Raw genomic sequence first — 24,256 nt, 5'->3', positions numbered from 1 at the left:
GAATTTCAGAAGATGAAATTCTTCCCTGTTTTTTTGACCGGAAGCTGCGCCAGAAGAATGGCCGCAAACATCAGAATACAGCCTGCGGCTTCTCTGAGCCCCAGACCCTGTCCCAGAAGAATCCACCCGGCCAGTACGGAGATAGAAGACTCCAGACTCAGAATCAGGGAAGCCACGGTGGGATTCATGTTTTTTTGCCCCACAATCTGCAGGGTATAAGCAACTCCGCAGGAGAAAATACCAGCATACAGAAGGGGGACGGCTGCGGACCGAATATTGGAAAAGGAAGGAGTCTCTGTAAATAACATGCAGATTCCCGATAAAATTCCGCAGACGAAAAACTGAATGCAGGACATTTTCACTCCGTCTGTCTTCGGTGAAAAATAATCTATCACCAGAATATGCAGGGCAAATAAAAAGGAACAGATCAGCACAAGAACGTCCCCTTTTCCCAGGGTAAACTCTTCCGTTATGCACAGCAGATACAGACCTGCCAGGGCAAACAGGACAGAGAGCCAAATCAGGGGCGTACACTTCTTTTTCAGGAAGATGCCTATTATGGGAACAAGGATAATGTAGCAGGCGGTGATAAATCCTGCTTTTCCCACAGTGGTATACTGGATTCCAAACTGCTGGAAATTACTTGCGGCAAACAGCAGGATACCGCAGCAGATACCGCCTGTCAGCAGCGTACGGGAAGGCGGCTCTGACTTTCCTTTTCCCAGGAAAATAACGGGAAGGAGGGTGACGCCTCCCAGAATGCTTCGGATACAGTTGAAGGTAAAGGGTTCAATATAATCCATCCCCACGCTTTGCGCCACAAAGGCTACGCCCCAGATGGTGGCGGTGAGCAGCAAAAGAAGGGAGTTTTTTACAGATGTTCTTTTCATGGTGAAACCTCGGTTTAAAAAATTTGTGTTCCGGAAACAAACTTACCGGAGACATTTCTGTCGTCGCCCATATAAACCAGTCGCTCCAGACGTTCCTTCAGGGGAAAGGAGAGAGGTGTGGGAAGAGTGCTGTCGTTTAAAATCACAGCGTCCAGTTCATATCCCTCTTCGAAGCTTCCGGTTTTTCCGAAGAAGCTTCCGCCACCCTTTGTGGCCATATAGAAGACTTCGGTCAGATTTAAGGGCTGCAGAGAATCGTCCACCAGACGCCAGCGCAGCTTGGAGACCTGAATGGCTTCTGCCATGGCGCGAAACAGACACTCACTGTAACCTCCGGCGATGTCGCTGCCAAGCCCCACAGAAAGGCCTGCGTCCAGATATTTACGTACAGGAGCAATGCCTGAGGCAAGGTTGGTGTTGGACTGAGGACAATGGGCAACATAAACCCCGTTTTCTTTCATAAGGGCGATCTCTTCCGGAGAAGAATGGACGCAGTGAGCCATGATAGTAGGACAATCCAGGCCGAACAGATCAAACTGGGCGTAAGCTTCTCCGTAAAATCGGGTATTGGGACAGAGTTCCTTTACCCATTCAATTTCCCCCAGATTTTCTGACAGATGGGACTGGAGGGGGAGCTGGTAATCCTTCTGAATCTGAGACAGCCGCTTCATAAGATCGTCCGTACAGGAAGGGGTAAACCGGGGCGTTAAGATCGGGCGTACATTCCGGTATTTGTGCAGGGTGTTTTCCACCCAGTTTCTGGTGTCTTTCTCTGCCTCCAGAGGGGTCTTCTCCCTCAGGTAGTCCGGACTGTTCCGATCCATATTCACCTTTCCCACATAAGTTTTCAGTCCTGTTTCCTCCATGAGCTCCATCAGAAGTATGGTGGTCTCCGGATGGAGAGTTGCAAACATGGAAGCTCTGGTGGTGGGGCTTTTTTTCATGGCCTGTGCAAAGATGGAATAGGCAGTGCGTGCATATTCCGGATCCTGATAGCGTGCCTCCTGGGGAAAGGCCACCTGTTCCAGCCATTCCAGAAGTTCCATATCCATTCCCACACTTCGGAAGGCAAACTGGGGAGCGTGCAGATGCAGATCCACAAGTCCTGGAATGATTACCTGATCCCGGCAGTCCATAAGGGGCAGATCTTTGTATTTTTCCGGGATTTCCGGGAAGATTCCCCGGGAGATCCCGTCTTCACAGATGAGATAACTGTTCTCCCGGGTGACCAGAGTGTCCGCAGAGGGAGTATAGCAAAAATTTCCTTTTAAAATAAATGTACGATTATCCATAATAACCTCCTGAGAAAATATCAAAAAAGACCGCAGTAGTTATACTATAGGAGAGAATACAAAAGTTGTCAATAAAGGATCCCTGGAAACAAAGAGGACAAGTCCTCTTCAACTCCCTATATCCTTCACTCATGAGGGACTTGTACTCTTTATGCGCCAGATGCAGACTGCCGCAGGCAGTCAAATTCCATATGCATCTGGTCGCATTCACAGCAACTCTTTTTTATGTAATAGGAAATCCAACGGAATTTCCTATTACATAAAAAAGAGCCGGAACAAGAGGTGAAGTTCTGTTCCGGCTCCCGAATGAATTTTGTATGGAGTTAGCTGTTTTTCTTTTCTTCTGCAAGCTGAGCCATCTTCATGGCACGGACTTTTAAAGGTAAACCAAAAAGGGTAATAAATCCGTCGGCATCGTGGTGATCGTAGAGATCTCCGGTGGTGAAGGATGCCAGTGACTCGCTGTATAAGCTGTAGGGAGAAGTGGTTCCGGCCTTGATAATATTGCCTTTGTAAAGTTTGAATTTGACTTCTCCGGTTACATATTCCTGAGTGGATTCTACAAATGCCTGGATTGCTTCACGAAGAGGAGTAAACCATTTGCCTTCATAAACAATCTGTGCAAGTTTATTGCCCATATCTTTCTTGGTTTCCATGGTGGCACGGTCTAAAACCAGTTCCTCAAGCTGTGCATGTGCTTCGATTAAGATGGTTCCGCCCGGTGTCTCGTAAACACCCCGGGACTTCATTCCCACAACACGGTTTTCTACAATGTCGATGATGCCGATGCCGTGTTTTCCGCCTAAACGGTTTAATTCGGTGATGATTTCGGAGACTTTCATCTCTTTTCCATTGATGCTTTTGGGAACACCTTTTTCAAAGGTCATGGTTACGTATTCCGGTTCGTCAGGAGCTTCTTCCGGGGTAACGCCTAATACCAGAAGGTGATCGTAATTGGGCTCTAAAGAAGGATCTTCCAGCTCTAATCCCTCATGGCTGATATGCCACAGGTTCCGGTCACGGCTGTAACTGGAATCTGCAGAGAAGGGAAGGTCGATTCCATGAGCCTTGCAGTAGTCAATTTCGTCCTGACGGGACTGCATGGTCCATACGTCTGTCATACGCCAGGGAGCAATAATTTTTAAATCCGGAGCTAAGGCTTTGATACCCAGCTCAAAACGAATCTGGTCGTTTCCTTTGCCGGTTGCCCCGTGACAGATGGCAGAAGCTCCTTCTTTCCGGGCGATTTCCACTAATTTCTTGGCGATTCCCGGACGGGCCATAGAAGTTCCCAGCAGATACTTGTTTTCATATACGGCGCCGGCCTGTACGCAGGGAACAATATAATCGTCACAGAATTCATCTACAATATTTTCAATATATAACTTAGAGGCACCGGACAGTTTGGCTCTTTCGTCCAGGCCGTCCAGCTCTTCTGCCTGACCGCAGTCGATGCAGCAGCAGATGACTTCATAATCAAAGGTTTCTTTCAGCCACGGAATAATAGCTGTTGTGTCCAGACCGCCGGAATATGCTAAAACCACTTTTTCTTTCATAACTTTTCCTCCTAAAATTCGTTTTCTTATGATATGATAATACATAGTCTGTCTGTTAAGAATATGTATAAGTGACGTCAATGCTTTGTGACATGTGATACTATACAATATTATTCATAAATATGCAAGAGGAAATTGAAAAATAATCAAAAAATAAATATTTCTTGCATAATATACATTAATAGTGTATAATCATACGCATCTTCTAAAAAGGTACATATTTTAAGGAAAAGAAAACATAGATAGAAAAAAGGAGGAGATTCTATGATAAAGGCAGGGATTATTGGCTCTACCGGTTATGCAGGATCAGAAATTGTAAGATTGCTGCTGGGACATAAAGATGCAGAAATTCGGTGGTTTGGTTCGAGAAGTTATATTGACAGAAAGTATGCAGATATTTATCAGAACTTCTTCCAGTTAGTAGACGCAGCCTGTATGGATGATAATATGGACGCCCTGGCGGACCAGGTGGACGTGATATTTACCGCAACTCCCCAGGGGCTCTGTGCATCTTTAGTTAAGGAAGAAATTTTATCAAAAGTAAAAATCATTGATCTGAGCGCAGACTTTAGGATTAAAGATGTGGATAAATACGAAAAATGGTACGGGATTACTCACCCTTCTCCGGAATATATTAAGGAAGCCGTTTACGGTCTCTGTGAAATCAACCGGGAGCAGGTGAAAAAGGCCAGACTGATTGCCAATCCGGGATGTTACCCCACTTGTTCCACCCTTTCCCTGTATCCTTTATTAAAGGAAGGGCTGATTGACGGAAATACGGTAATTATTGACGCCAAGTCCGGGACCTCAGGAGCAGGAAGAGGAGCCAAGGTAGATAACCTCTTCTGCGAGGTCAATGAAAATATGAAAGCTTACGGAGTGGCAACCCACCGTCACACACCGGAAATCGAGGATCAGTTATCCTATGCGGCAGGGGAAGAGATTACCATTAATTTCACGCCCCATCTGGTTCCCATGAACCGGGGAATTCTGGTTACGGCGTATGCTTCTCTGAAGAAAAACGTATCTTATGAAGAAGTGAAAGCCGTTTATGACAACTATTATGCAGAGGAAACCTTTGTACGGGTTTTGGAAAAAGACGTCTGCCCCCAGACGAAATGGGTGGAAGGAAGCAACTATGTGGATGTGAACTTTAAGCTGGATCCGAGAACCAACCGGATCATTGTTATGGGCGCCATGGATAATCTGGTGAAAGGCGCGGCCGGACAGGCGGTACAGAATATGAACCTGATGTTCGGACTGCCGGAGACAGAAGGACTGCTTCAGGTTCCCATGTTCCCGTAAGAAAGCAAGATGTAGAGAAAAGATAAGGAGACAGAAAATGGAAAATAAACAGGTAATTCCCGGAGGGGTCACCGCTGCCAAAGGATTCCGGGCGGCAGGAGTAAGCGCAGGAGTGAAAAAAAGCGGAAAAAAAGATATGGCAATGATTTACAGTGAGGTTCCCTGCGTGGCTGCCGGAACCTTTACGACGAATGTGGTGAAAGCAGCCCCGGTGAAATGGGATCAGGAGGTTGTCTATCAGCATCCTCATGCCCAGGCCATCGTCTGCAACAGCGGTGTGGCAAATGCCTGCACCGGAGCCGAAGGCTACGGATACTGCAAAGAGATGGCAGATACCACAGCGAAAGAGCTGGGAATCGATCCGGACAGCGTGCTGGTAGCCTCCACAGGAGTGATCGGCGTACAGTTGCCTATGGACGCCATTACCAAAGGAATTAAAATGCTGACGCCTGTATTATCCTCCAGCCTGGAAGCAGGAGGAGAGGCAGCAGAGGCCATCATGACTACGGATACGCAGAAAAAAGAAGTGGCTGTGGAAGTGGAGATCGGCGGAAAGAAAGTGATTATCGGCGGCATGTGCAAAGGCTCCGGGATGATCCATCCCAATATGTGTACCATGCTGAGCTTCTTAACCACAGACGCAGCAATTTCCAAAGAGATGCTTCAGGAAGCCCTCAGCGAAGACATTAAAGATACTTACAATATGATTTCTGTGGACGGAGATACTTCCACCAATGATACGGTACTGCTTCTGGCAAACGGACAGGCCGAAAACGAAGAAATCAAAGAGAAAAACGAAGACTATCAGAAATTTAAAAAAGCATTGAATTATGTAAATACTTTCCTGGCCAAAGCGATCGCCGGAGACGGGGAAGGCTGTACAGCGCTGTTTGAGGTAACCGTAAAAGGTGCGGAAACGAAAGAACAGGCCGTTACCATCAGCAAATCCATTGTTACTTCCACTTTGACGAAAGCGGCGATCTTCGGACATGACGCCAACTGGGGAAGAATTTTATGCGCTATGGGATATTCGGGAGCACAGTTCGATCCGGAGAAAGTGGATTTATTCTTTGAAAGCGCAGCCGGAAAGATCCAGATTATTCAGGATGGAACGGCCACTTCCTACAGCGAAGAGGAAGCGACGAAAATCTTATCGGAGCCGGAAGTGAGGGCTGTTGCAGACATAAAAATGGGAGACGAAAGCGCGACCGCCTGGGGCTGTGATTTAACCTATGATTATGTGAAAATTAACGCCGATTACCGTTCATAAAGAGCAGGAGGAAAGAAACATGGTAAAACAAATGTATTTAGATAAGGCGGAAACCCTGATAGAAGCCCTTCCTTATATTCAGAGATTTAACAGGAAGATTGTGGTTGTAAAATACGGCGGGAGCGCCATGGTAGATGAAGAACTGAAAGCAAATGTGATTAAAGACGTGGTTCTTCTGAAACTGGTAGGCTTTAAGCCCATCATCGTTCACGGCGGCGGAAAGGAAATCAGCCGCTGGGTGGAAAAAGTGGGAATGGAGCCCAGGTTCTTAAACGGGCTTCGGGTGACGGATAAGGCCACCATGGAAGTGGCAGAAATGGTACTGGGAAAAGTAAATAAAGAATTAGTGACTCTGGTGCAGTCTCTGGGCGTTAAGGCAGTGGGCGTCAGCGGCAAAGACGGCGGCCTGCTGAAAGTACAGAAAAAGATGCCCGGCGGAGAAGACCTGGGCTATGTGGGAGAAATCACCCATGTGGATCCGAAAATCCTGTGGGATTTACTGGAAAAAGATTTCCTGCCCATTATCTGTCCCATCGGCCTGGATGAGGACTTCCAGACATATAATATCAATGCAGACGATGCAGCCTGCGCCGTGGCAGAATCCATGAATGCCGAAAAGCTGGCTTTCCTGACAGATATTGAAGGCGTACTAAGGGATCCGAAAGATCCGGACTCCCTGATTTCCGAGTTAAAAGTAGACGAGGCGGATGCCCTGATTTCCGACGGGTTCGTGGGAGGCGGCATGATACCGAAGCTGAGAAACTGTATCGAAGCCATCGAAAACGGCGTAAACCGGGTGCATATTTTAGACGGCAGAATTCCTCACAGCCTGCTGCTGGAAATCTTTACCAATAAAGGTGTGGGAACTGCGATTTTACGAGAAGACGGGGAGAAATATTATCATGAATAAAATTGTAATGGACGCGGCAGAGGAGACTCTGCTGCATACGTATAACCGTTTCCCGGTTGTACTGGATAAAGGAGACGGAGTTTATCTGTACGATACAGAAGGAAAGAAATATCTGGATTTTGCAGCGGGAATCGCTGTATGCGGACTGGGCTATCATTATCCCGGTTATGACGAGGCTCTGAAAGAGCAGGTGGACAAACTGCTCCATACGTCTAACCTCTATTATCATGCGCCTATGGTGGAAGCAGGAAAGAAGCTGCTCTCTGCCAGTAAAATGAGCAGGGTGTTCTTTACCAACAGCGGAACCGAGGCCATTGAGGGAGCCTTAAAAGCAGCGAGAAAGTATGCCTATGAGAAAACAGGCGGAAGCAGATACGAAATCATTGCCATGAATCAGTCCTTCCACGGAAGGAGCATGGGGGCCTTATCTGTTACCGGAACCGCCCATTACCGGGAGCCCTTCGAGCCGTTGGTGGGAGGAGTGAAGTTTGCAGACTTTAATGATCTGGACAGTGTGAAAGCACAGATTACGGAGAAGACCTGCGCTGTCATTCTGGAGACAGTACAGGGAGAAGGAGGAATCTATCCCGCCGATCCTGCATTTTTAAAGGGAGTGCGAAAACTCTGCGACGAAAAAGATCTGGTTCTTATTCTGGATGAGATTCAGTGCGGGATGGGAAGAACGGGATCTTACTTCGCATGGCAGGAATACGGCGTTGAGCCCGATATTATGACCTGCGCCAAAGCCCTGGGCAACGGTGTGCCGGTGGGAGCCTTTGTATTAAATGAAAAACTGGCGAAAAGCTCTTTAGCTCCGGGAGATCACGGAACCACTTATGGAGGCAATCCCTTCGTATGTGCGGCAGTGAGCAAGGTCTTCGATCTTTTTGAAGAAAATCACATACTGGAACATGTAAAAGAACTGACCCCTTATCTGGAAAGCGCTCTGGATAAACTGGCAGAGAAGTATTCCTGCATCGCAGAAAGAAGAGGGAAAGGCTTCATGCAGGGGCTGGTTATCAAAGATCGTCCGGTGGGCGAAGTGGTATCCAAAGCCCTGGAGGAAGGCCTGATTGTGATTTCTGCAGGCAGCGACGTTCTGCGTCTGGTTCCGCCTCTGGTTATTACCAGAGAACATATTGATGAAATGACAGAGAAACTGGAGAAGTGTCTGCAGTAAAGAAGGAGGAACTCCTTTGAAGAAAAAAGAGATTCTTTTCATCCACGGAACGGATTATAAAAATATGACGAAAAAACTGCTGGAACGGGCCAATCTGGCAGGAGCAATTCCCCACAGGGATACAAAAATCGCCTTAAAACCCAATCTGGTTGCCGCCCAGGATGCCTCAAACGGGGCAACCACCCACTGGGAACTGGCGGCAGGAACCATTGAATATCTGAAAGAACACGGGTTTTCCTCCATTTTGATTATGGAAAGCTCCTGGGTGGGGGAGAAGACAGACCGGTCTGTGCGGGCGTCAGGATATGATAAGGTCTGCCGGGAATATCAGGTTCCCTTTGTGGATTTGCAGAAAGACAGTTATACAGAGTGCGACGCCCGGGGAATGAAGCTGAAAGTGTGCGATACAGCGCTGCAGGCAGAATTTGTCATTAATATGCCGGTGTTAAAGGGACACTGCCAGACGAAAATTACCTGCGCCCTGAAAAATAACAAAGGGGTGATTCCCAACAGTGAGAAGCGGCGGTACCATACCATGGGGCTGCATAAACCCATTGCCCATCTAAATACCGTTGTCCGCAATGATTTCATTCTGGTAGATAATATCTGCGGCGATCTGGACTTTGAAGAAGGGGGAAATCCGGTGGAGATGAACCGGATTCTGGGCTTCTGGGATCCAGTATTATGCGATGCGTTTGTCTGTGAAACCATGGGTTATCGGCCGGAAGAGGTTTCCTATCTGACTCTGGCGGAAAAGCTGGGCGTGGGAAGCGCCGATTTATCTCAGAGCCGTCCCGTTTTCGTGAATCAGCCGGAACATACAGGACAAACCATATCTATGACGCGCCGGGTGGAGAAGCTGGCCGGCTATGCCCGTCCCAAAGACGCCTGCAGCGCCTGCTATGGTTCTCTTATCTATGCTCTGGATCGACTGGAAAGCAGAGGTTGTCTGAAAGGAAAGAGGCCGCCTGTCTGCATAGGCCAGGGATATAAAGGAAAGACAGGAGAAATCGGCGTGGGACAGTGTACCTCCTGCTTTCAGAAGAGCCTGAAAGGCTGCCCGCCTAAAGCAGTAGAGATTCTAAAATTTTTAGAAGAAAACTGGAAATAAAAAAGATTCCCTGACGGAAGAAAGCATGAAAATGCAAAAAGCTGTCAGGGAATTTTTTAAATTTTCAAAGATTTGTATATTGACAAAATATGGAAAGGATGCTATTATTCAGTTGGTTAGTTTCAACTAACCATTTTATTGGGAAGGGAGTTAGAATAAACTAACTTTTGAATGAAAACCCCTGGAAATGGAGAAATGGAAATATGAACAGGAAGAAAGCAGGTATTATACTTCTGGTTTTTGTTATAGCTGCTGCCGGTGTTCTCATCTGGCGAAATACAAGACCCGCGGAAGTGACCAATTATGATGTGGCATTTGAAGAAGAACAGGAAAAGTCAGAAGGAAACAACCCAGAACAGAAAATAGAAGAAGGAATTCAGATTCCGGGTTACAAGTCCATTCAGATTCCTGCAGGAACGAAAGATGTGTCTGTGGAACTGACCAATCCGGAAGAAAACAAGGTTTACTTTGAAATTTCTTTCTATTTGCCGGACACAAAGGAGACGATTTATAAATCCAGGATGATAAAGCCGGGGCAGACGCTGTATGACATTACTCTGGAAAAAGAGATGGAGGCAGGGGAATATCCTCTGACTGTTAAATACGCTACCTATACGGCAGATGAAAATATGACGCCCAGAAACGGGGCAAAACTAAACTGTACGCTGATTGTAAAAGAGTGATGTTTATGCGCAGAAAGCGCTGGACATAAATAAAAAAAGGAGGGAGATTTCAAAATGAAATTTTCAAAAAAAGTTTTATCAGGGGTTCTTATAGCGGGACTGATGGGAACCATGATGTGCAGTACGGTATTTGCTGCAGGCGCTGCCGATCTGGCAGACGGAGAGTACACAGGAACCATCCATTTCCTGAATGGGAACGGAAGCGGAAATGCCAGCATGTGCGATCCTATTTTCGCTCATCAGACGGATATTACGATTGAGGGAGAGGATGCATCCATAGACTTCTATGTGGCATATCCGGTTCCCAACTTCCCGGATCAGGGAACAGACGGAACAGTTAAAGATGTGCAGTTCACCATAGATGAGGTGACTTATGATGCTGTCTCCGACATCGAGACAAAGCCGGAAAAAGAATTTGATACAGCCGGCGCGCTGTTCGGAATTAATGCAGGCGATGTACTTCCTGTACAGGTTCTGTCCGTGACCATTCCAAAAGCTGCCCTGGACGAGGCGGCAGAAGGGGGAATTGCAGCTACAGCATACGTAAATGTAGTCATGAACACAACCCAGAATTTCTTTGTTCAGATTAAAGATTTAACACCTGCAGAAACCACGGGCGGCGATACGGAAACAGATGAACAGAGCATGGAAATCACTGCGAATGTAGAAGAAAAGGTATCCCAGCCGGAATATACGGTTACTGTACCAAGCTCGGTATCCATGGGTACTCTTTCTTCAACAGAGGATACAGAAATTACTTATAATGTAGACGTAAAAGCAGCAAACCTGGGTGGAACCATTACCGTATCTGCTCCCGGAGAAGGGAGTCTGGTAAATGGAGAGAATCAACTTGCATTTGCAAATGAATTAGAAAATAATACGGTAAATGCGGATACAGAAGGAACGGCGCTGCCTGGAAAAATCACAGTAAAGGGTGCAGACGTAGCGGCAGCCGCAGCAGGCAACTACACCGGAACAACAAACTTTACCATTACATATGCCGCAAAATAAAGGCGGTCAGATAAAACAGCGCCTGTGTTAATTGTTGGAGGAGCAGATGAAAAACAGGAAAAAGAGATGGAATGTCAGTTTTCTGGCAGTGGTTCTGGCCGCAGTTCTGGCCATACTGCCTTTAAGCGTAAGTGCAGCAGGCGGCTCCTACACCAAAGAGGGCGCCTTTCACATTGACCAGTTCGGCGAATATGATATTGTTGCAGATGTTACGGTAACAGACGGTAAGATTAGTAATCTGGACATAACCGGAGAGAATTTTGCCGCCCAGGATGAATGGAAAAAGGAAGTAAATAAGGGAAAGCTTCAATCCGCTGCTTCAGGCATGACAGACAGCTTCCTCGGTCTTGAGGATACAGATGCAGAAGGAATTAAGGAGATTGATGCGGTATCCGGCGCAACCTATTCTTCCAGGGGAATCAAACAGGCAGTGGCTGCGGCGCTTGAACTGGATATTACAGAGCAGGGCCCTTCGGACGTGCCTGCAGAGATTCCGGAGGCGGGAATTTATGATATTACGGTGGCTGTGCGCAGTGAAGTGGTAGACCATAGTCTTGTGGAGACAGACACCACGCAGGCTGTCCTTAAGGTAGACGAAAACGGCCGAATGAACATAACCTATACTATGGTTTCCGGTACGGAAAAAGAACCCATGTACATCCTTGGCGTAAACGGTTATTATCTCAATAATGATAAAACTCAGGAACTCTCCACAGACGGAATGGAATATGAAACAGAAAAAAGAGGAGACTATGAGGTTGTCACAAAAGTGACCTATCCTCTTTCAGGACTGAACCATACCTATTACACCAATACTACGATCTATGTGCCGGCTATGAGTAATCTCAACGGCCAGATCGCCGGGCTCTGGTTTGAAAACGGAAAATTCAGTGTGGCTACAGACCTGGTTATGTACTGGGAAACTCTGAAAAAACAAAGTGAAACACAGGAAGATAACCGCAGCATGGAGATTACTGCAAGTGTGCAGGAGGAAGTTTCCGGCCCCTCTTTCGGAGTGACAATACCTGCTTCCGTGTCTATGGGAACTCTCAGCAGCGATGCCGACAATATTATGCCGTACGATATTTATATATCCTCTGAGGAAAAAAGCGGAGAGATTACTGTGGAAGCTCCGGAAAAGGGTAAACTGTACAGTAATGAAAATGAGCTGCCTTTTACCAATACATTCGGAATTCAGAAATTTAACGGGGAAGAAGGAAAGGCTCTCCACGGTGAGATACAGATTTATGCCCGGGATACAGCCAAAGCGCCGGGAGGCAATTACACGGGAACAGCAGTCTTTACCATTTCCTGCAAGGCGGCAGAAGAAGAACCGGGGAATCCAGAACCGGATCCGGAAGAGCCGGGCGATACGCTGAAAGAGGGAAAGTATACCGTAGATGTCTCTTTGTACCATGAAGTAAACCCAGAGTATTCCATGGGAAACAAGGCGATGGAGCAGCAGGGGATTCTTGTGGTGGACGAAAACGGAGACATGGATTTGCAGCTAACCTTTCATTCTCTGGAAATTATGACTGGTATGGAAGGGTATCTGGCTAACCTGAAGAAAATAGACATGTCAACGGTGCAGAAAAATCCCAATGGGTATTTGGACAGAGATAAATATACAGCCGCCGATGCTGATATACTGGAAACCTATCCGGGAGGAGAAAAATATCCTAAAGTTTTATCCATTCCCGTAGATCCGGAGGAAGAAGAAACCGCAGAAATAAACGGCAGTCACATGAATTATTGCTATGTGGAGATTTATGTACCTCTTATGGAATCCCTCGGAGAAGGACAGGGAACACAGGTTGCCAGACTTTTCGTTGACTGGGAGAGTGCAGAAGAGTATACAGGAGAAAGCGGCGGCGACACCCCGGGCGGCGACGAGGAGCCGGGGGAGGAGAATCCTCCCGGCGGAGATGACGGTCAGGATGACGGAGCCCTGGATGTGAATAATCTGGAAGACGGCGTATATTCGGTAACCGGACGTATGGTGAAGGTGGACAAGACCACCCTTTCCATGGCGGACAATGCCATTAACCATACGGTAAAGCTTACTGTAAAAGACGGGAAGTATGCGCTTACTCTGGATTTGAAAGGCCTGAGTATCAGCGGCAGGATGGGGTATCTTGGACGGCTGAAGTATTTTAAAACCGGTTATACCACAGATAAGTACGGGAATCCGGCAGGAGATCTTGCAGATGTAACCGTGGAGTCTTATCAGTTAGACGAAGACGGTACGAAAACAGAGGATGAGTTCGGGACTGACTATCCGGATACGGTTACCTTTGAGATGATTCAGGAAGCAAGGAAAGACGGCTATGTTCCGCTGCAGGTATATGTACCGGTTATGGAAAGTATTGCGGCAGGAACAGGAACCCAGCCCGCGTATCTGAGTCTGAACTGGGATACTTTAAAAGCCGTCACTGACGATGACGATATTTTTAAAGACGATGGCAATGATAATGGCAATGGTAATAATAACGGCGGAGGAAGCGGCCTGAGCGGAGGTTCCGTTCTGACCGGCGGCTCCAATTTAAGCGGGGGATCCAGTCTGACCGGCGGATCTAATCTGAGAGGAGGTTCTGGTCTGACCGGCAGTTCCAGTCTGACCGGAAGTTCCGGCCTAAGCAACAGTCAGGGGAATTCCAGTCTGAAAGCTTCCAATGCCAAAACAGGAGACCAGTCTCCTGTTACAGAGCTTCTGGCTCTGGCTGCCGCGTCTTTGGGAATTGCCGTAACTGTATATGGATACCAAAGAAGTGCCAGACAGAAAACAGAAAAATAAGAAACAAGCGCTTTATAATTAATAGGAAAGGGACGGTTTACAGGTTGCAAAAAGACTTGTAGACTGTCCTTTTTGTAATTTAAGAAAATAAAACAGAAAAAAATTCTTTAAAGTACGATATTGAGGAATAAAAGTGTTTTGGTTTTGGATGAAAATTTGGATAAAATAGACAAAAACAAAGAAACGACAGAATATTTGAACGTAAAATATGTTGTTACACTTACAATATGATATAATGTAAAAAAGAGAAGATCTTCCATGAGAAATGAGGTGAGGACAATGAAGAAAAGGTTGACAGTGATGATAAGTATGTTGTGTATCCTTATGAATTTTAGTGGATGCGAAGAGACTTTGGAAAGAGATGAAACAGAAAGCTATAATCAGGAGTTTCAAAATCCGGATGGAGATACAAAGAAGAAACCGACACCTACAGTCCGTCCCACACCCACAGAAGAACCCGAAGAAAGTGTAAAAATGGTACCGAAGGTTACGCAGCCTCTGTCGGAAGAGACGACAGAAGAGTTGGCAGAGGTAACGAAGGAAGTTGAAGAACCTGAAGAACCGGTGATTCAGCCGGCGAAAGAAGAGAAAACGGCAGAAGGGTATATATTGGATCGAAGCGATAATGTACTGTACTTAGACTTAGAAAATACGGGTTCCAGAACCTATCCGGAGGAAGGGAAAGATCGTGCAGTGGCTTTCGATATATCCAATGCGGAGATTATCCTGACAAATCCCGGACAAGATGTCCCAAATTCTAATCCGACGAATGTAAGTTGCACTGTTTCCGTAACTTATTATACAGAAGATGGCTGCAATATTGCGACAGCAGTCAGTGGTGATGGATGCGAGCAGGGAATGGTTACTTATGTATCCACAGGTACAATTATAGATTGGGAAGGAAATCTGGTTACACTGGAATTAACAGAAGGAGATTATGCAGGTACGACAGAGACATTTGATATAGCCGGTGCATATGTGTCAGGAGAACTGACTTCCGGAAGCGTTGCGGGAGTTACTTATTACATTAAAGAATCTGACCGGATAGCAGCGTCTCTGTCAGTGGGCGGTTATGAAAAAGAAGCCCAGTAATATAATGAGTAAAGGGACAGTTTACAGGTTACAAAGGACTTGTAGGCTGTCCTTTTTGTAATTTAAGAAAATAAAACAGAAAAAAATCTTTAAAGTACGATATTGAGGAATAAAAGTGTTTTAATTTTGGATGAAAATTTGGGTAAAATAGATAAAAATATATAAATAACAGAATATTTAAGAGCAAGTCATATTATTGCACTTGTAATATGATATAATATAAAAAAGAGAATACCTTCTATAAGAAATGAGGTGAGGACAATGAAGAAAAGGTTGACAGTAATGATAAGTATGTTGTGTATCCTTATGAATTTTAGTGGATGCAAAGAGACTTTGGAAAGAGATGAAACAAACACTTATGAACAGGAGTTTCAAAATCCGGATGGAGATACCAAGAAGAAACCGACACCTACAGTCCGTCCCACACCCACAGAAGAAATCGAAGAAAGCGTAAAAATGGTACCGAAGGTTACGCAGCCTCTGTCGGAAGAGATGACAGAAGGAAGAGGAGAAAAAGAAGAACCTGTAACTCAGCCAGTGCGGGAAGAGAAGACTGTGGAAGGGTACATAATAAGGCGGGAAGAAACAATCCTGTATCTGGATTTGGAAAATACCGGTTCCAGAACATACCCGGGGGAAGGGAAAGATCGTGCAGTGGCCTTTGATATATCTCACGCAGAAATATCACTTATGGACCAGCGGCCGTTTCCGGCCAATTCAGATCCCCTTGTTCAAGGAAGTACGGTTCTAGTCACCTATTATGTTGAGAATGGACAGAATATTGCAACGGTTGTTCTCGGCGATGGAGATGAGAAAGAACCCATCGTTCCTCCGGATACGACGACACCTGTTCCCACACCAACTCCGGAACCTCTATTTAGATATGCGGCAGGCTATATCCAGGACAGACAGGGAGACATTATTTATCTGATGGTGGATTATATGGGAACAACAGGGGAACTTGAAGTGGGAGAAGATGGCACAGTCCCATTTGACATTTCCGGGGCAGGAAAAAGACTCCGGGATTATCCGGAATGGATAGCGCCGGATACAGATCCGGCTCAAATAGGATGCTATGTGGATGTGAGTTATGATGTGGAGAATGGAGTAAATAAAGTAATTACACTTACTGGGAATGGAATTGTACGGGGAGAGGAGGGAGAAAAATAATATTAATGTATCAGAAAGAAATACCTCGAAGCTGGCATTGTAGACAAAGTTTAGTTACAAGCATAAAAAAATCAGTAGTAAAGGGACAGTTTACAGGTTGCAAAAAGACTTGTAGGCTGTCCTTTTTGTAATTTAAGAAAATAAAAACAGAAAACAATTGACAAGGATAGTTGTCAATGGTATAGTGGTTATGACAAGAAAAGTTGTCATTTCGACAAAGATATAAGTCAAAAACAAAAGAAAGGACTGTAGAGAAAATGAGCTCAGCAGGTAAGGTGCAAATTTTTTAGGGGGGGGGGTAAAAGGCTGTATGCCATTAGAAAACAGATTAAAAGAATACAGAGCAAAACTGAATATAAACCAATCTGAACTGGGGAAGCGGGCCGGCGTTTCGCGCCAGACAATCAGCCTGATTGAACGGGGAGACTATTCCCCGTCTGTGGTACTTGCCCTGAAGCTGGCAAAGATATTTGAAAGCAGAGTGGAAGATATTTTTACATATATTGAGGAGGGAGAGAATGAAAAATAAGGGTTCTTATATCAAACTGGCAATTAAAACAGCAGTAGGGGCTGTGCTGGGAGGAATATTGGGACTGGTGGTTCTGGGAACCAAAGTGGCTCATATGGGAAAAGAGATGAAAGGACTGGAGTCCTGGATAGGCGCTCAGGCTCACTGGATTTTTCTCCTGCTGTTCCTTATTGAGCTGGCTGCCGTTGTCTGGAGTTACAATAAAGTAAAGGATTTAAGAAAACAACATCAGTCAGAAGAGGACGATGAGCAGATTGAGAAGATAGAATATGGAATCGAATACTATAATACCCTGTTTACAGTATTTGCCATGGTATCTTTCATACTGGCTATGATATTCTATGGAGTGTTCGCCGGTGTTCCGAAAGGAGAAATCCCCCGGGGATTCTGGATGGCTACCATTATGTTCATCCTGATCTGCGTAGTCTATGCTGTAGCACACATAAAAATGGTAAGACTGATTCAGTCCATCTATCCGGAGAAGATGGGAGATCCTTCGGATCTGAACTTTGATGAAGTCTGGCTGCAGAGCTGTGACGAGGCGGAAAGGGAAGTTATTTACCAAAGCGCTTATAAAACTTACAGGGGAAGCCAGTGGGTACTGGCAGTTCTTATGGTAGTTGCCCTTATGGGGGAAATTACCTGGCAGACAGGAGTTCTGGCCATTGTGCTGATTGGAATTCTATGGGGAACCATGGGAATTATGTACTGTTACTATTCATTAAAACTGCAGAAAGGAAAAATAAGTAAGGAGTAATCAATGAAACTGGAAGTCAGAGATATTAAAAAATCATTCGGTGAGAAAGAAGTTCTTCACGGCATCTCTTTTTCCGTCAGCAGCGGAACGGCGCTGGGACTTTTAGGAAGAAACGGAGCGGGCAAGACAACCACTATCCGGATTCTGATGAATGTGTTCCAGGCCAATAGCGGCAGTATTACCGTAGACGGGAAGAAGTTCCGACAGGGGGAATATCAGATTGGGTATCTGCCGGAAGAGAGAGGAATGTATCCTAAAAAGAAAGTAGGAGAGCAGCTTATTTATATGGGGATGCTGCGCGGTCTGTCTAAATCACAGGCCAGAAAGAATACGAAGAAATGGCTGAAGAGGCTGGAAGTGGCAGAGTACGAAAACAAACAGTTAGATACCCTGTCAAAAGGGAATCAGCAGAAAATTCAGCTTGCACAGACTCTGGTATGTGATCCGGAAATTGTGATCCTGGACGAGCCTTTTTCAGGGCTGGATCCGGTTAATTCCCAGATATTAAAAGATGTTATTCAGGAAGTCATCGGCCAGGGAAAACTGGTGATTTTCTCCAGCCACCAGATGAGTTATGTGGAAGAATTCTGTGAGAATATTGTTATCCTGAAATCAGGAGAAGTGGTATTAGACGGAAACCTGAAAGAAATCAAACGGGAATTCGGCAAAAACCGTCTGATGGTGCAGGCATTATCCCTTACGCCTCAGGAACTGGCGTTTTTGATGGGGGATGCGTTCAGCGATATTCTGACTGTGGAAAGAGTACAGAAGGATCGCCTGATTATCAGAGAAAACCGGGAGGGAGCGAAAGCGGAAATACTGAAGAGACTGCTGGAATATGAAGTGGATTTGGAGTATTTCGGTTTGTTTGAACCTTCTCTGAACGACATATTTGTGGAAAAGGCAGGTGACGGGCAATGAAACAGTTTCTTACCGTACTTCAGTTTGAACTGAACAATTACTTTAAAAATAAAAGCTTCGTTCTCACCACAGTGATTTTTGCAGTGATTCTTGCGGCTGCAGTGGCTGTTCCGCCCCTGATTCCGGGGCTTCTGGATAAAGGAGAACAAACAGAAAGCCAAAAGGAAGCAGGAGCGGAAGAGGATACGGTATCCATTTACCAGGAGGCGGAAATCTTCCAGAGCCCTCAGCAGGCAGAGCAGCTTTTAGGATACCCCTGTATTTTCGAGGAAGCAGAAGATACTCTGAAAGAAGACGTAAAATCCGGAAAGGTGAAGGCAGGCTTTCTCCTTAAGAAGGACGGACATTACACGTATGTGGTTTTAAATAATTCCATGTACGACAGCCTGCAGACCAGGTTTGAAGAGGCGCTGAAGATGCAGATGGAAAATCTCTACCTGGAAGGGAAAGGAATGTCGGAAACAGAAATTACAGAGTTCCAGAGCATTCTTCCCACGGGAGATACTCAGATTCTGGGAAAAGACAGCGCAGGCAATTATGCCTATACTTATGTACTGATTTTCGCTATGTATCTGCTGATCCTGTTCTATGGACAGATGATCGCCACAGCAATTACCACAGAGAAGAGCAACCGGACCATTGAGATTCTGGTAACCAGCGTAAATTCCAATAACCTGATTTTCGGAAAAGTGGTGGCCGGAGCCTTAGCCGGCATGATTCAGATGGGAATCTTCATTGGAGTCACTTTTGGCGCCTACGCTGTTTTCCGGGACGCATGGGGAGGAATTCTGGATTTCCTTCTTTACATTCCGGCTCCGGTACTGGGTGCGTATATCGTGTTTGGCATGTTGGGCTATCTGCTGTATGCCATGGCTTTCGGTATGCTGGGAGCCCTGGTTTCCAAGACCGAAGACATCAGCAAGAGTTCTTCCACGCTGATCTTCCTCTATGTGGTTTCCTTCCTGGTTGCCGTATATGCCCTCAATGACGCCGATGGAATCCTTGCAAAAATTACATCCTATATTCCATTCTTATCTCACAACGCCATGTTTATCCGCATTGCCATGGGCAGCGTACAGTGGTGGGAGATCGGAATATCCGCAGCCCTGCTGGCAGTATCCTGTGTGGTGGCGGGAATTCTGGCAGCGAAAATATTCCGTATGGGAACTCTGATGTACGGAAATCCCATTAAATTGGGAAAGGCCATAAAAATGGCAGGAAGAAAAGCTTCCTGAACCGTATAAAATATCATGCCCCCGGACACTCTAAAAAGAAAAAGCAGGAGGCAGGACAATGCTGGGAATATTGACCGCTTTATTATCAGGAGCTTTAATGAGTGTCCAGGGAGTTTTTAACACAGAAGTTACAAAGCAGACAAGCCTCTGGGTGTCTACCGGATGGGTACAGTTGTCTGCTTTTATTGTCTGTATTGTGGCCTGGTTCTGTACGGGCAGACAGGAAATCGGGGCTTTGTGGCAGGTGGATCAGAAATATACTCTTCTGGGAGGAGTAATCGGCGCTTTTATTACTATTACCGTGATTCAGAGCATGGGGAGTCTGGGGCCGGCCAGAGCCGCCATGCTGATTGTAATTGCACAGCTTGCAGTGGCCTATGTCATCGAACTTCTGGGAATGTTCGGTGTGGAAAAGCAGCCTTTTGAGTGGAGAAAGCTTATGGGGATGGCCATTGCCATTGTGGGAATTGTAATTTTTAAGTGGGATAAATAATTTGTAATTGTTTTGATTACCTATTGTAATATTTTTAGGAATTCGTTAAAATAAGACAAGGTTATGTATGGCTGCCGGGAACTTTACAGGACAACTGTAAAGGAGAACGCATATGAAATTAAAAAAGAAACTTCTTTTGCTTCTGTTAGGGTATGTTCTTTTTGTAGAGGGCTGCAGCGATACAGAAGCAGAAATTTTTACAGAGGAAGAAATTTCAGAAGAACGGCCGGAAGAGCTGACACAGGAAGTTTCTCCCGTCCCCGGCCAGACGCCTGCGGTAACCTCTGTTCAGACCATTTACGTGGATGTGGGCGGAGCAGTGAATAAGCCTGGAGTATACCAACTGAAATCTGGTGCGAGAATTTATGAAGCCATTGAGAAAGCCGGGGGATTTACCCAGGAGGCAGAGCCGGAGAGTATTAATCAGGCTCAAATGGCACAGGATGGAGAACAGATTCTGGTGCTGACCAAAGAAGAGTTTCAGGCTCAGGGGATGTCCCAACCCCAGGCCGCCGGACAGAGTCCGGCACAGGGGCAGGAGGGAAAGGTGAATATTAATACTGCAGATGAGACGCAGCTTCAGACACTGAGCGGAATCGGACAGTCCAGAGCCGAAGCGATTATCGAATACCGGGAGAAAAACGGAGGTTTTTCTTCTGTGGAAGAAATTATGAATGTAGACGGCATTAAAGAAGGCATTTTTGAAAAGATAAAGGATGAGATTGTAGTAGGATAAGGAGAGTATCATGAGCAGAAAAGTATTAGTGGTAGATGATGAAAAACTCATTGTTAAGGGAATCCGTTTCAGCCTGGAACAGGATGGAATGGAAGTTGACTGCGCTTATGACGGGGAAGAAGCAGTGGAAAAGGCAAAAGAAAAGAAATACGACATTATTTTGCTGGATTTAATGCTTCCCAAGTTGGATGGCCTGCAGGTATGCCAGCAGATTCGGGAATTCTCAAACGTTCCTATCGTAATGCTGACAGCCAAAGGCGAGGATATGGACAAGATCCTGGGACTGGAGTACGGCGCGGACGACTATATTACCAAGCCCTTTAACATTCTGGAAGTAAAGGCCAGAATTAAAGCCATTATCCGCCGTGCAGGTTCTGATCATGAAGAAAAAGAAAAGGCGAAAACCGTGGAAGTGGGAGATCTCCGTATGGACTGTGAAGGCAGACGGGTATTTATTGCCGGAAAAGAGATTAATCTTACTGCCAAGGAATTTGATGTGCTGGAGCTTCTGGTTTTTAATCCCAATAAAGTTTACAGCCGGGAGAACCTGCTGAATATTGTATGGGGATATGAATACCCCGGCGATGTCCGGACAGTGGACGTACATATTCGGAGACTGAGAGAAAAGATTGAGACAAACCCCAGCGAGCCCAAGTACGTTCATACCAAGTGGGGCGTAGGATACTATTTCCAGAGTTAAGAGAGGGATGGCATGAAGGTAAAGTCAAACTTTTTTAAAAGTCTGCGCTTCCGGATTATGATTCTTCTTGTGATTCTGGGAATTGTGCCAAGTGTGATTGTTGCCGGCAGTGTGGTTAGAGGGTACAGCGACCGGGCCATGGAACTGCGTACCAGCAATGTGAAAAGCCAGTGCAATGTTTTAAATGATGTTTTCATACAGGAAGATTATCTGAATCATCCGGATTCTGAGGCCGCCAACAGTCAGCTTGAACTGTTGGCGAATGTTTATAATGGAAGAATTATGCTTATTGATCAGGATTTCCGGGTCATTAAAGACACCTATGGGATCGATGAGGGAAAAACCATTCTGTCTGCGGATGTGATTCGGTGTTTCCAGGGAGAGGAAAGCAGCAGATACAATCAGAGAAGTCAGTTTCTGAAGATTGCCATACCCATCGGCAATGAAGAGAATTCAGGCGTTATGCTGATTACGGCGTCTACCACGGAAATTGAGACAACCATTTCTCTGTTAGAGCAAAGGGCGTTTATTTTCCTGGGAATTATCATTGCTCTTGTAATTGTTCTCAGTTATGTGCTTTCCGGTTTCCTGGTGAAGCCTTTCTCAAAGGTGACAAAATCCATAGAAGATCTTACGGACGGGTTCCAGAGCGGAACGATTTCCGTACTGGATTACACGGAGACGGAACTGATTACGGATGCATTTAATAAAGTGTTAAGCAGAATGAAGGTGCTGGACGAATCCCGTCAGGAGTTCGTATCCAATGTCTCCCATGAGCTGAAGACCCCGCTGACTTCCATGAAAGTGCTGGCAGATTCCCTTGTGGGACAGCAGGGAGTGCCGGAAGAACTGTATCAGGAATTTATGCAGGACATTACTGCGGAGATTGACAGGGAAAATAAAATTATTACCGATTTGCTTTCCCTGGTGAAAATGGATAAGAAAGCGGCCGATTTAAATATCAGTAAACAGAACATCAATAACCTGCTGGAAGATATTCTGAAAAGGCTGCGTCCTATTGCGGATAAAAGGAATATTGACCTGATTTTAGACAGTTTCCGTCCGGTGGAAGCAGATGTAGACGAGGTGAAGTTTACCCTTGCAGTTTCTAATCTGGTGGAAAACGGAATTAAATACAACGTGGACGACGGATGGGTAAGAGTTTCTCTGGATGCGGATCATAAATATTTCTATGTGACCGTGGCCGATTCCGGAATGGGAATCCCGGAAGATGCGGTGGAGAGAATTTTCGAGAGATTTTACCGTGTGGATAAATCCCACTCCAAGGAAATCGGAGGAACCGGTCTGGGGCTGGCAATTACCAAAAGCGCCATTGCCATGCATCACGGCGCCATTAAAGTATACAGCAAAGAAGGGGAGGGAACCACATTTTCCATTCGGATTCCCTTATCCTATATTCTCCAGGAGGTGCCGAAATGAGAAGAATAATGTATTCGATTCTGTTACTGGCCCTTATAACCTGTGTAATGGCAGGCTGCTCGGTAAAAGTAAAGGAAGAAGAGCAGGAAGTCTCCGATTATCAGATTTATTATCTGAACAGCAGTCAGGATCTGTTGAAAGGGGAATACTATACGCCTAAGGAAACCTCCACAGAGGGGATTGTGACAGAACTAATGCAGCAGATCACCAATCAGGAAAACTCGGAGGAGAGAGTCCGGCTTCTGCCGGAAGGAGTAAAAATGAACTCTCAGACTCTGTCGAAAGATATGACTATATTAACGATTGACTTTAACAAAGCCTACAGTCAGATGGAGACACAGAGGGAGGTTCTGGTACGGGCCGGCATTGTGAAAACTCTTCTGAGCGTATCTCAGGTGACCGGCATTCAGTTTACCATAGAGGGAACGCCCCTGAAGAATTCCCGGGGAGAAGATGTGGGACTGATGGACGGAGATACCTTTGTGGAACAGGGACAGGATTTAAATTCCTACCAGTATGTTTCACTTACCCTGTATTTTACCAACCGGGAGGGAGACACCCTGATTCCGGAAAAGAGAAATGTATATTATAACAGCTATCTTCCCCTGGAAAAGGTGGTGATGGAGCAGCTTCTGGAAGGCCCGAGAGAAGAGGGGAATTATGAAACTCTTCCGGAGGATTTGAATCTGTTAAACGTGGTCACCTCCAATGATACCTGTTACGTGAATTTCGATCAGTCTTTTGTGGAAGAAGCGCTGGCTGTCCAGGAACAGATTCCTGTGTATTCCATTGTGAATTCCCTGGTGGACGTATGTCAGGTGAAACAGGTGCAGTTTCTGGTAAACGGTGAGAAGGACGTGGTCTTCCGGGAGAGCATGGATCTGAAACAGCCCTATGAGAAAAATACAGAGTTGGTGGATCAGGTGAAGATGGAAGAGATCCAGGAGGAAGAAGAGGAGAGCGTGCAGATGGAACAGGAGAAAAAGCCTCAGAAAGTGGAAGCTACCCCTGCCGTCACACAGAAGCCGTCCGCTGCTCCCCAGTCTGGGAAAAAGGAAAATGAGAGTTCAGCAGGAACTGCAGAAGCAGAGAAGAAAGCGGCAGAAGCTGCAGAGGAAGCCGCAGAAAAGAAGAATAGATAGAAGAGGAAAGGACGCTGATTTCAAAAGGGATCAGCGTCC

22 protein-coding genes are annotated in these 24,256 nt (G+C 45.9%); 19 read left to right on the top strand and 3 right to left on the bottom strand.

Going from position 1 to position 24,256, the window contains the following annotated elements; translation table 11 throughout:
• Positions 1-5: 5 nt before the first annotated feature.
• From B5F53_RS05560 to B5F53_RS05550, 3 genes are all read right to left on the bottom strand, one after another.
• Positions 6-890, bottom strand: coding sequence for a DMT family transporter (locus B5F53_RS05560; RefSeq protein ID WP_087221045.1), 885 nt, complete (start codon positions 888-890; stop codon positions 6-8).
• Positions 891-904: 14 nt separating this feature from the next.
• A complete protein-coding gene (locus B5F53_RS05555) occupies positions 905-2,182 on the bottom strand; it encodes an amidohydrolase family protein (RefSeq protein ID WP_330396161.1) in 1,278 nt (425 codons plus the stop codon).
• A 323-nt stretch (positions 2,183-2,505) separates the two neighbouring features.
• Positions 2,506-3,738, bottom strand: coding sequence for an argininosuccinate synthase (locus tag B5F53_RS05550; RefSeq protein ID WP_087221042.1), 1,233 nt, complete (start codon positions 3,736-3,738; stop codon positions 2,506-2,508).
• A 264-nt stretch (positions 3,739-4,002) separates the two neighbouring features.
• Between B5F53_RS05550 and argC the strand changes: the two genes are divergently transcribed.
• The 19 genes from argC to B5F53_RS05455 all read left to right on the top strand — a co-directional run bounded on the left by argC (position 4,003) and on the right by B5F53_RS05455 (position 24,217).
• Entirely contained in the window at positions 4,003-5,043 is a 1,041-nt protein-coding gene (gene argC, locus B5F53_RS05545; protein ID WP_087221039.1) for an N-acetyl-gamma-glutamyl-phosphate reductase, read from the top strand.
• 37 nt (positions 5,044-5,080) lie between these two features.
• Entirely contained in the window at positions 5,081-6,313 is a 1,233-nt protein-coding gene (gene argJ / locus B5F53_RS05540) for a bifunctional glutamate N-acetyltransferase/amino-acid acetyltransferase ArgJ (protein ID WP_087221036.1), read from the top strand.
• 19 nt (positions 6,314-6,332) lie between these two features.
• Complete coding sequence (gene argB, locus B5F53_RS05535; RefSeq protein ID WP_087221032.1) at positions 6,333-7,223, top strand: acetylglutamate kinase; 891 nt, start codon at positions 6,333-6,335, stop codon at positions 7,221-7,223.
• Positions 7,216-8,403 carry an aspartate aminotransferase family protein gene (locus tag B5F53_RS05530; protein WP_204246909.1) on the top strand — a complete coding sequence of 396 codons (1,188 nt, stop codon included), beginning with the start codon at positions 7,216-7,218 and terminating at the stop codon, positions 8,401-8,403. Before argB ends, B5F53_RS05530 begins: the two co-directional genes overlap by 8 nt.
• A 16-nt stretch (positions 8,404-8,419) precedes the next feature.
• Positions 8,420-9,514, top strand: a complete 1,095-nt coding sequence (locus tag B5F53_RS05525; protein ID WP_087221029.1) for a DUF362 domain-containing protein — start codon at positions 8,420-8,422, stop codon at positions 9,512-9,514.
• Positions 9,515-9,717: 203 nt separating this feature from the next.
• Positions 9,718-10,197 (top strand): hypothetical protein, encoded by a 480-nt coding sequence (locus B5F53_RS05520; protein WP_087221026.1) that lies wholly within the window; start codon positions 9,718-9,720, stop codon positions 10,195-10,197.
• 54 nt (positions 10,198-10,251) lie between these two features.
• On the top strand, positions 10,252-11,208 hold the full coding sequence (locus tag B5F53_RS05515; RefSeq protein WP_087221023.1) for a hypothetical protein: 957 nt from the start codon (positions 10,252-10,254) through the stop codon (positions 11,206-11,208).
• A gap of 46 nt (positions 11,209-11,254) precedes the next feature.
• Complete coding sequence (locus B5F53_RS05510; protein WP_087221020.1) at positions 11,255-14,002, top strand: NEAT domain-containing protein; 2,748 nt, start codon at positions 11,255-11,257, stop codon at positions 14,000-14,002.
• 279 nt (positions 14,003-14,281) lie between these two features.
• Complete coding sequence (locus B5F53_RS05505) at positions 14,282-15,094, top strand: hypothetical protein (RefSeq protein WP_087221017.1); 813 nt, start codon at positions 14,282-14,284, stop codon at positions 15,092-15,094.
• A 261-nt stretch (positions 15,095-15,355) separates the two neighbouring features.
• Positions 15,356-16,264: a hypothetical protein gene (locus tag B5F53_RS05500; RefSeq protein WP_087221014.1), complete on the top strand. Its 909-nt coding sequence runs from the start codon at positions 15,356-15,358 to the stop codon at positions 16,262-16,264.
• 310 nt (positions 16,265-16,574) lie between these two features.
• Positions 16,575-16,793, top strand: a complete 219-nt coding sequence (locus B5F53_RS05495) for a helix-turn-helix transcriptional regulator (protein ID WP_087221010.1) — start codon at positions 16,575-16,577, stop codon at positions 16,791-16,793.
• The gene (locus B5F53_RS05490) at positions 16,783-17,550 is read left to right on the top strand and encodes a DUF3169 family protein (RefSeq protein WP_087221007.1); all 768 of its coding nucleotides are present in this window, start codon (positions 16,783-16,785) and stop codon (positions 17,548-17,550) included. Before B5F53_RS05495 ends, B5F53_RS05490 begins: the two co-directional genes overlap by 11 nt.
• A 3-nt stretch (positions 17,551-17,553) precedes the next feature.
• The gene (locus B5F53_RS05485) at positions 17,554-18,471 is read left to right on the top strand and encodes an ABC transporter ATP-binding protein (RefSeq protein ID WP_087221004.1); all 918 of its coding nucleotides are present in this window, start codon (positions 17,554-17,556) and stop codon (positions 18,469-18,471) included.
• Positions 18,468-19,706 carry an ABC transporter permease gene (locus tag B5F53_RS05480; protein ID WP_087221001.1) on the top strand — a complete coding sequence of 413 codons (1,239 nt, stop codon included), beginning with the start codon at positions 18,468-18,470 and terminating at the stop codon, positions 19,704-19,706. The genes B5F53_RS05485 and B5F53_RS05480 overlap by 4 nt, the downstream gene beginning before the upstream one ends.
• A gap of 58 nt (positions 19,707-19,764) precedes the next feature.
• Entirely contained in the window at positions 19,765-20,199 is a 435-nt protein-coding gene (locus tag B5F53_RS05475; RefSeq protein WP_087220998.1) for a DMT family transporter, read from the top strand.
• 112 nt (positions 20,200-20,311) lie between these two features.
• Positions 20,312-20,935, top strand: a complete 624-nt coding sequence (locus B5F53_RS05470) for a helix-hairpin-helix domain-containing protein (RefSeq protein ID WP_087220995.1) — start codon at positions 20,312-20,314, stop codon at positions 20,933-20,935.
• Between the two features lie 10 nt (positions 20,936-20,945).
• Positions 20,946-21,635 carry a response regulator transcription factor gene (locus B5F53_RS05465; protein ID WP_087220992.1) on the top strand — a complete coding sequence of 230 codons (690 nt, stop codon included), beginning with the start codon at positions 20,946-20,948 and terminating at the stop codon, positions 21,633-21,635.
• Between the two features lie 12 nt (positions 21,636-21,647).
• On the top strand, positions 21,648-23,075 hold the full coding sequence (locus B5F53_RS05460; protein WP_087220989.1) for a sensor histidine kinase: 1,428 nt from the start codon (positions 21,648-21,650) through the stop codon (positions 23,073-23,075).
• Positions 23,072-24,217: a GerMN domain-containing protein gene (locus B5F53_RS05455; protein ID WP_087220986.1), complete on the top strand. Its 1,146-nt coding sequence runs from the start codon at positions 23,072-23,074 to the stop codon at positions 24,215-24,217. The genes B5F53_RS05460 and B5F53_RS05455 overlap by 4 nt, the downstream gene beginning before the upstream one ends.
• The last annotated feature ends 39 nt before the right edge of the window (positions 24,218-24,256 follow it).

Origin of the sequence: Blautia sp. An249 (genome assembly GCF_002159835.1) — a bacterium.
GTDB lineage: Bacteria > Bacillota > Clostridia > Lachnospirales > Lachnospiraceae > Blautia_A > Blautia_A avistercoris.
The sequence above is the reverse complement of the archived record's forward strand: the minus strand, read 5'-3'. Positions and strand labels throughout refer to the sequence as shown.

Excerpts from the sequence above, each read along its gene's own strand:
- B5F53_RS05560 (WP_087221045.1), bottom strand. The coding sequence starts at position 890 with ATGAAAAGAACATCTGTAAAAAACTCCCTTCTTTTGCTGCTCACCGCC.
- B5F53_RS05555 (WP_330396161.1), bottom strand. The coding sequence starts at position 2,182 with ATGGATAATCGTACATTTATTTTAAAAGGAAATTTTTGCTATACTCCC.
- B5F53_RS05550 (WP_087221042.1), bottom strand. The coding sequence starts at position 3,738 with ATGAAAGAAAAAGTGGTTTTAGCATATTCCGGCGGTCTGGACACAACA.
- argC (WP_087221039.1), top strand. The coding sequence starts at position 4,003 with ATGATAAAGGCAGGGATTATTGGCTCTACCGGTTATGCAGGATCAGAA.
- argJ (WP_087221036.1), top strand. The coding sequence starts at position 5,081 with ATGGAAAATAAACAGGTAATTCCCGGAGGGGTCACCGCTGCCAAAGGA.
- argB (WP_087221032.1), top strand. The coding sequence starts at position 6,333 with ATGGTAAAACAAATGTATTTAGATAAGGCGGAAACCCTGATAGAAGCC.
- B5F53_RS05530 (WP_204246909.1), top strand. The coding sequence starts at position 7,216 with ATGAATAAAATTGTAATGGACGCGGCAGAGGAGACTCTGCTGCATACG.
- B5F53_RS05520 (WP_087221026.1), top strand. The coding sequence starts at position 9,718 with ATGAACAGGAAGAAAGCAGGTATTATACTTCTGGTTTTTGTTATAGCT.
- B5F53_RS05515 (WP_087221023.1), top strand. The coding sequence starts at position 10,252 with ATGAAATTTTCAAAAAAAGTTTTATCAGGGGTTCTTATAGCGGGACTG.
- B5F53_RS05510 (WP_087221020.1), top strand. The coding sequence starts at position 11,255 with ATGAAAAACAGGAAAAAGAGATGGAATGTCAGTTTTCTGGCAGTGGTT.
- B5F53_RS05505 (WP_087221017.1), top strand. The coding sequence starts at position 14,282 with ATGAAGAAAAGGTTGACAGTGATGATAAGTATGTTGTGTATCCTTATG.
- B5F53_RS05500 (WP_087221014.1), top strand. The coding sequence starts at position 15,356 with ATGAAGAAAAGGTTGACAGTAATGATAAGTATGTTGTGTATCCTTATG.
- B5F53_RS05495 (WP_087221010.1), top strand. The coding sequence starts at position 16,575 with ATGCCATTAGAAAACAGATTAAAAGAATACAGAGCAAAACTGAATATA.
- B5F53_RS05490 (WP_087221007.1), top strand. The coding sequence starts at position 16,783 with ATGAAAAATAAGGGTTCTTATATCAAACTGGCAATTAAAACAGCAGTA.
- B5F53_RS05485 (WP_087221004.1), top strand. The coding sequence starts at position 17,554 with ATGAAACTGGAAGTCAGAGATATTAAAAAATCATTCGGTGAGAAAGAA.
- B5F53_RS05480 (WP_087221001.1), top strand. The coding sequence starts at position 18,468 with ATGAAACAGTTTCTTACCGTACTTCAGTTTGAACTGAACAATTACTTT.
- B5F53_RS05475 (WP_087220998.1), top strand. The coding sequence starts at position 19,765 with ATGCTGGGAATATTGACCGCTTTATTATCAGGAGCTTTAATGAGTGTC.
- B5F53_RS05470 (WP_087220995.1), top strand. The coding sequence starts at position 20,312 with ATGAAATTAAAAAAGAAACTTCTTTTGCTTCTGTTAGGGTATGTTCTT.
- B5F53_RS05465 (WP_087220992.1), top strand. The coding sequence starts at position 20,946 with ATGAGCAGAAAAGTATTAGTGGTAGATGATGAAAAACTCATTGTTAAG.
- B5F53_RS05460 (WP_087220989.1), top strand. The coding sequence starts at position 21,648 with ATGAAGGTAAAGTCAAACTTTTTTAAAAGTCTGCGCTTCCGGATTATG.
- B5F53_RS05455 (WP_087220986.1), top strand. The coding sequence starts at position 23,072 with ATGAGAAGAATAATGTATTCGATTCTGTTACTGGCCCTTATAACCTGT.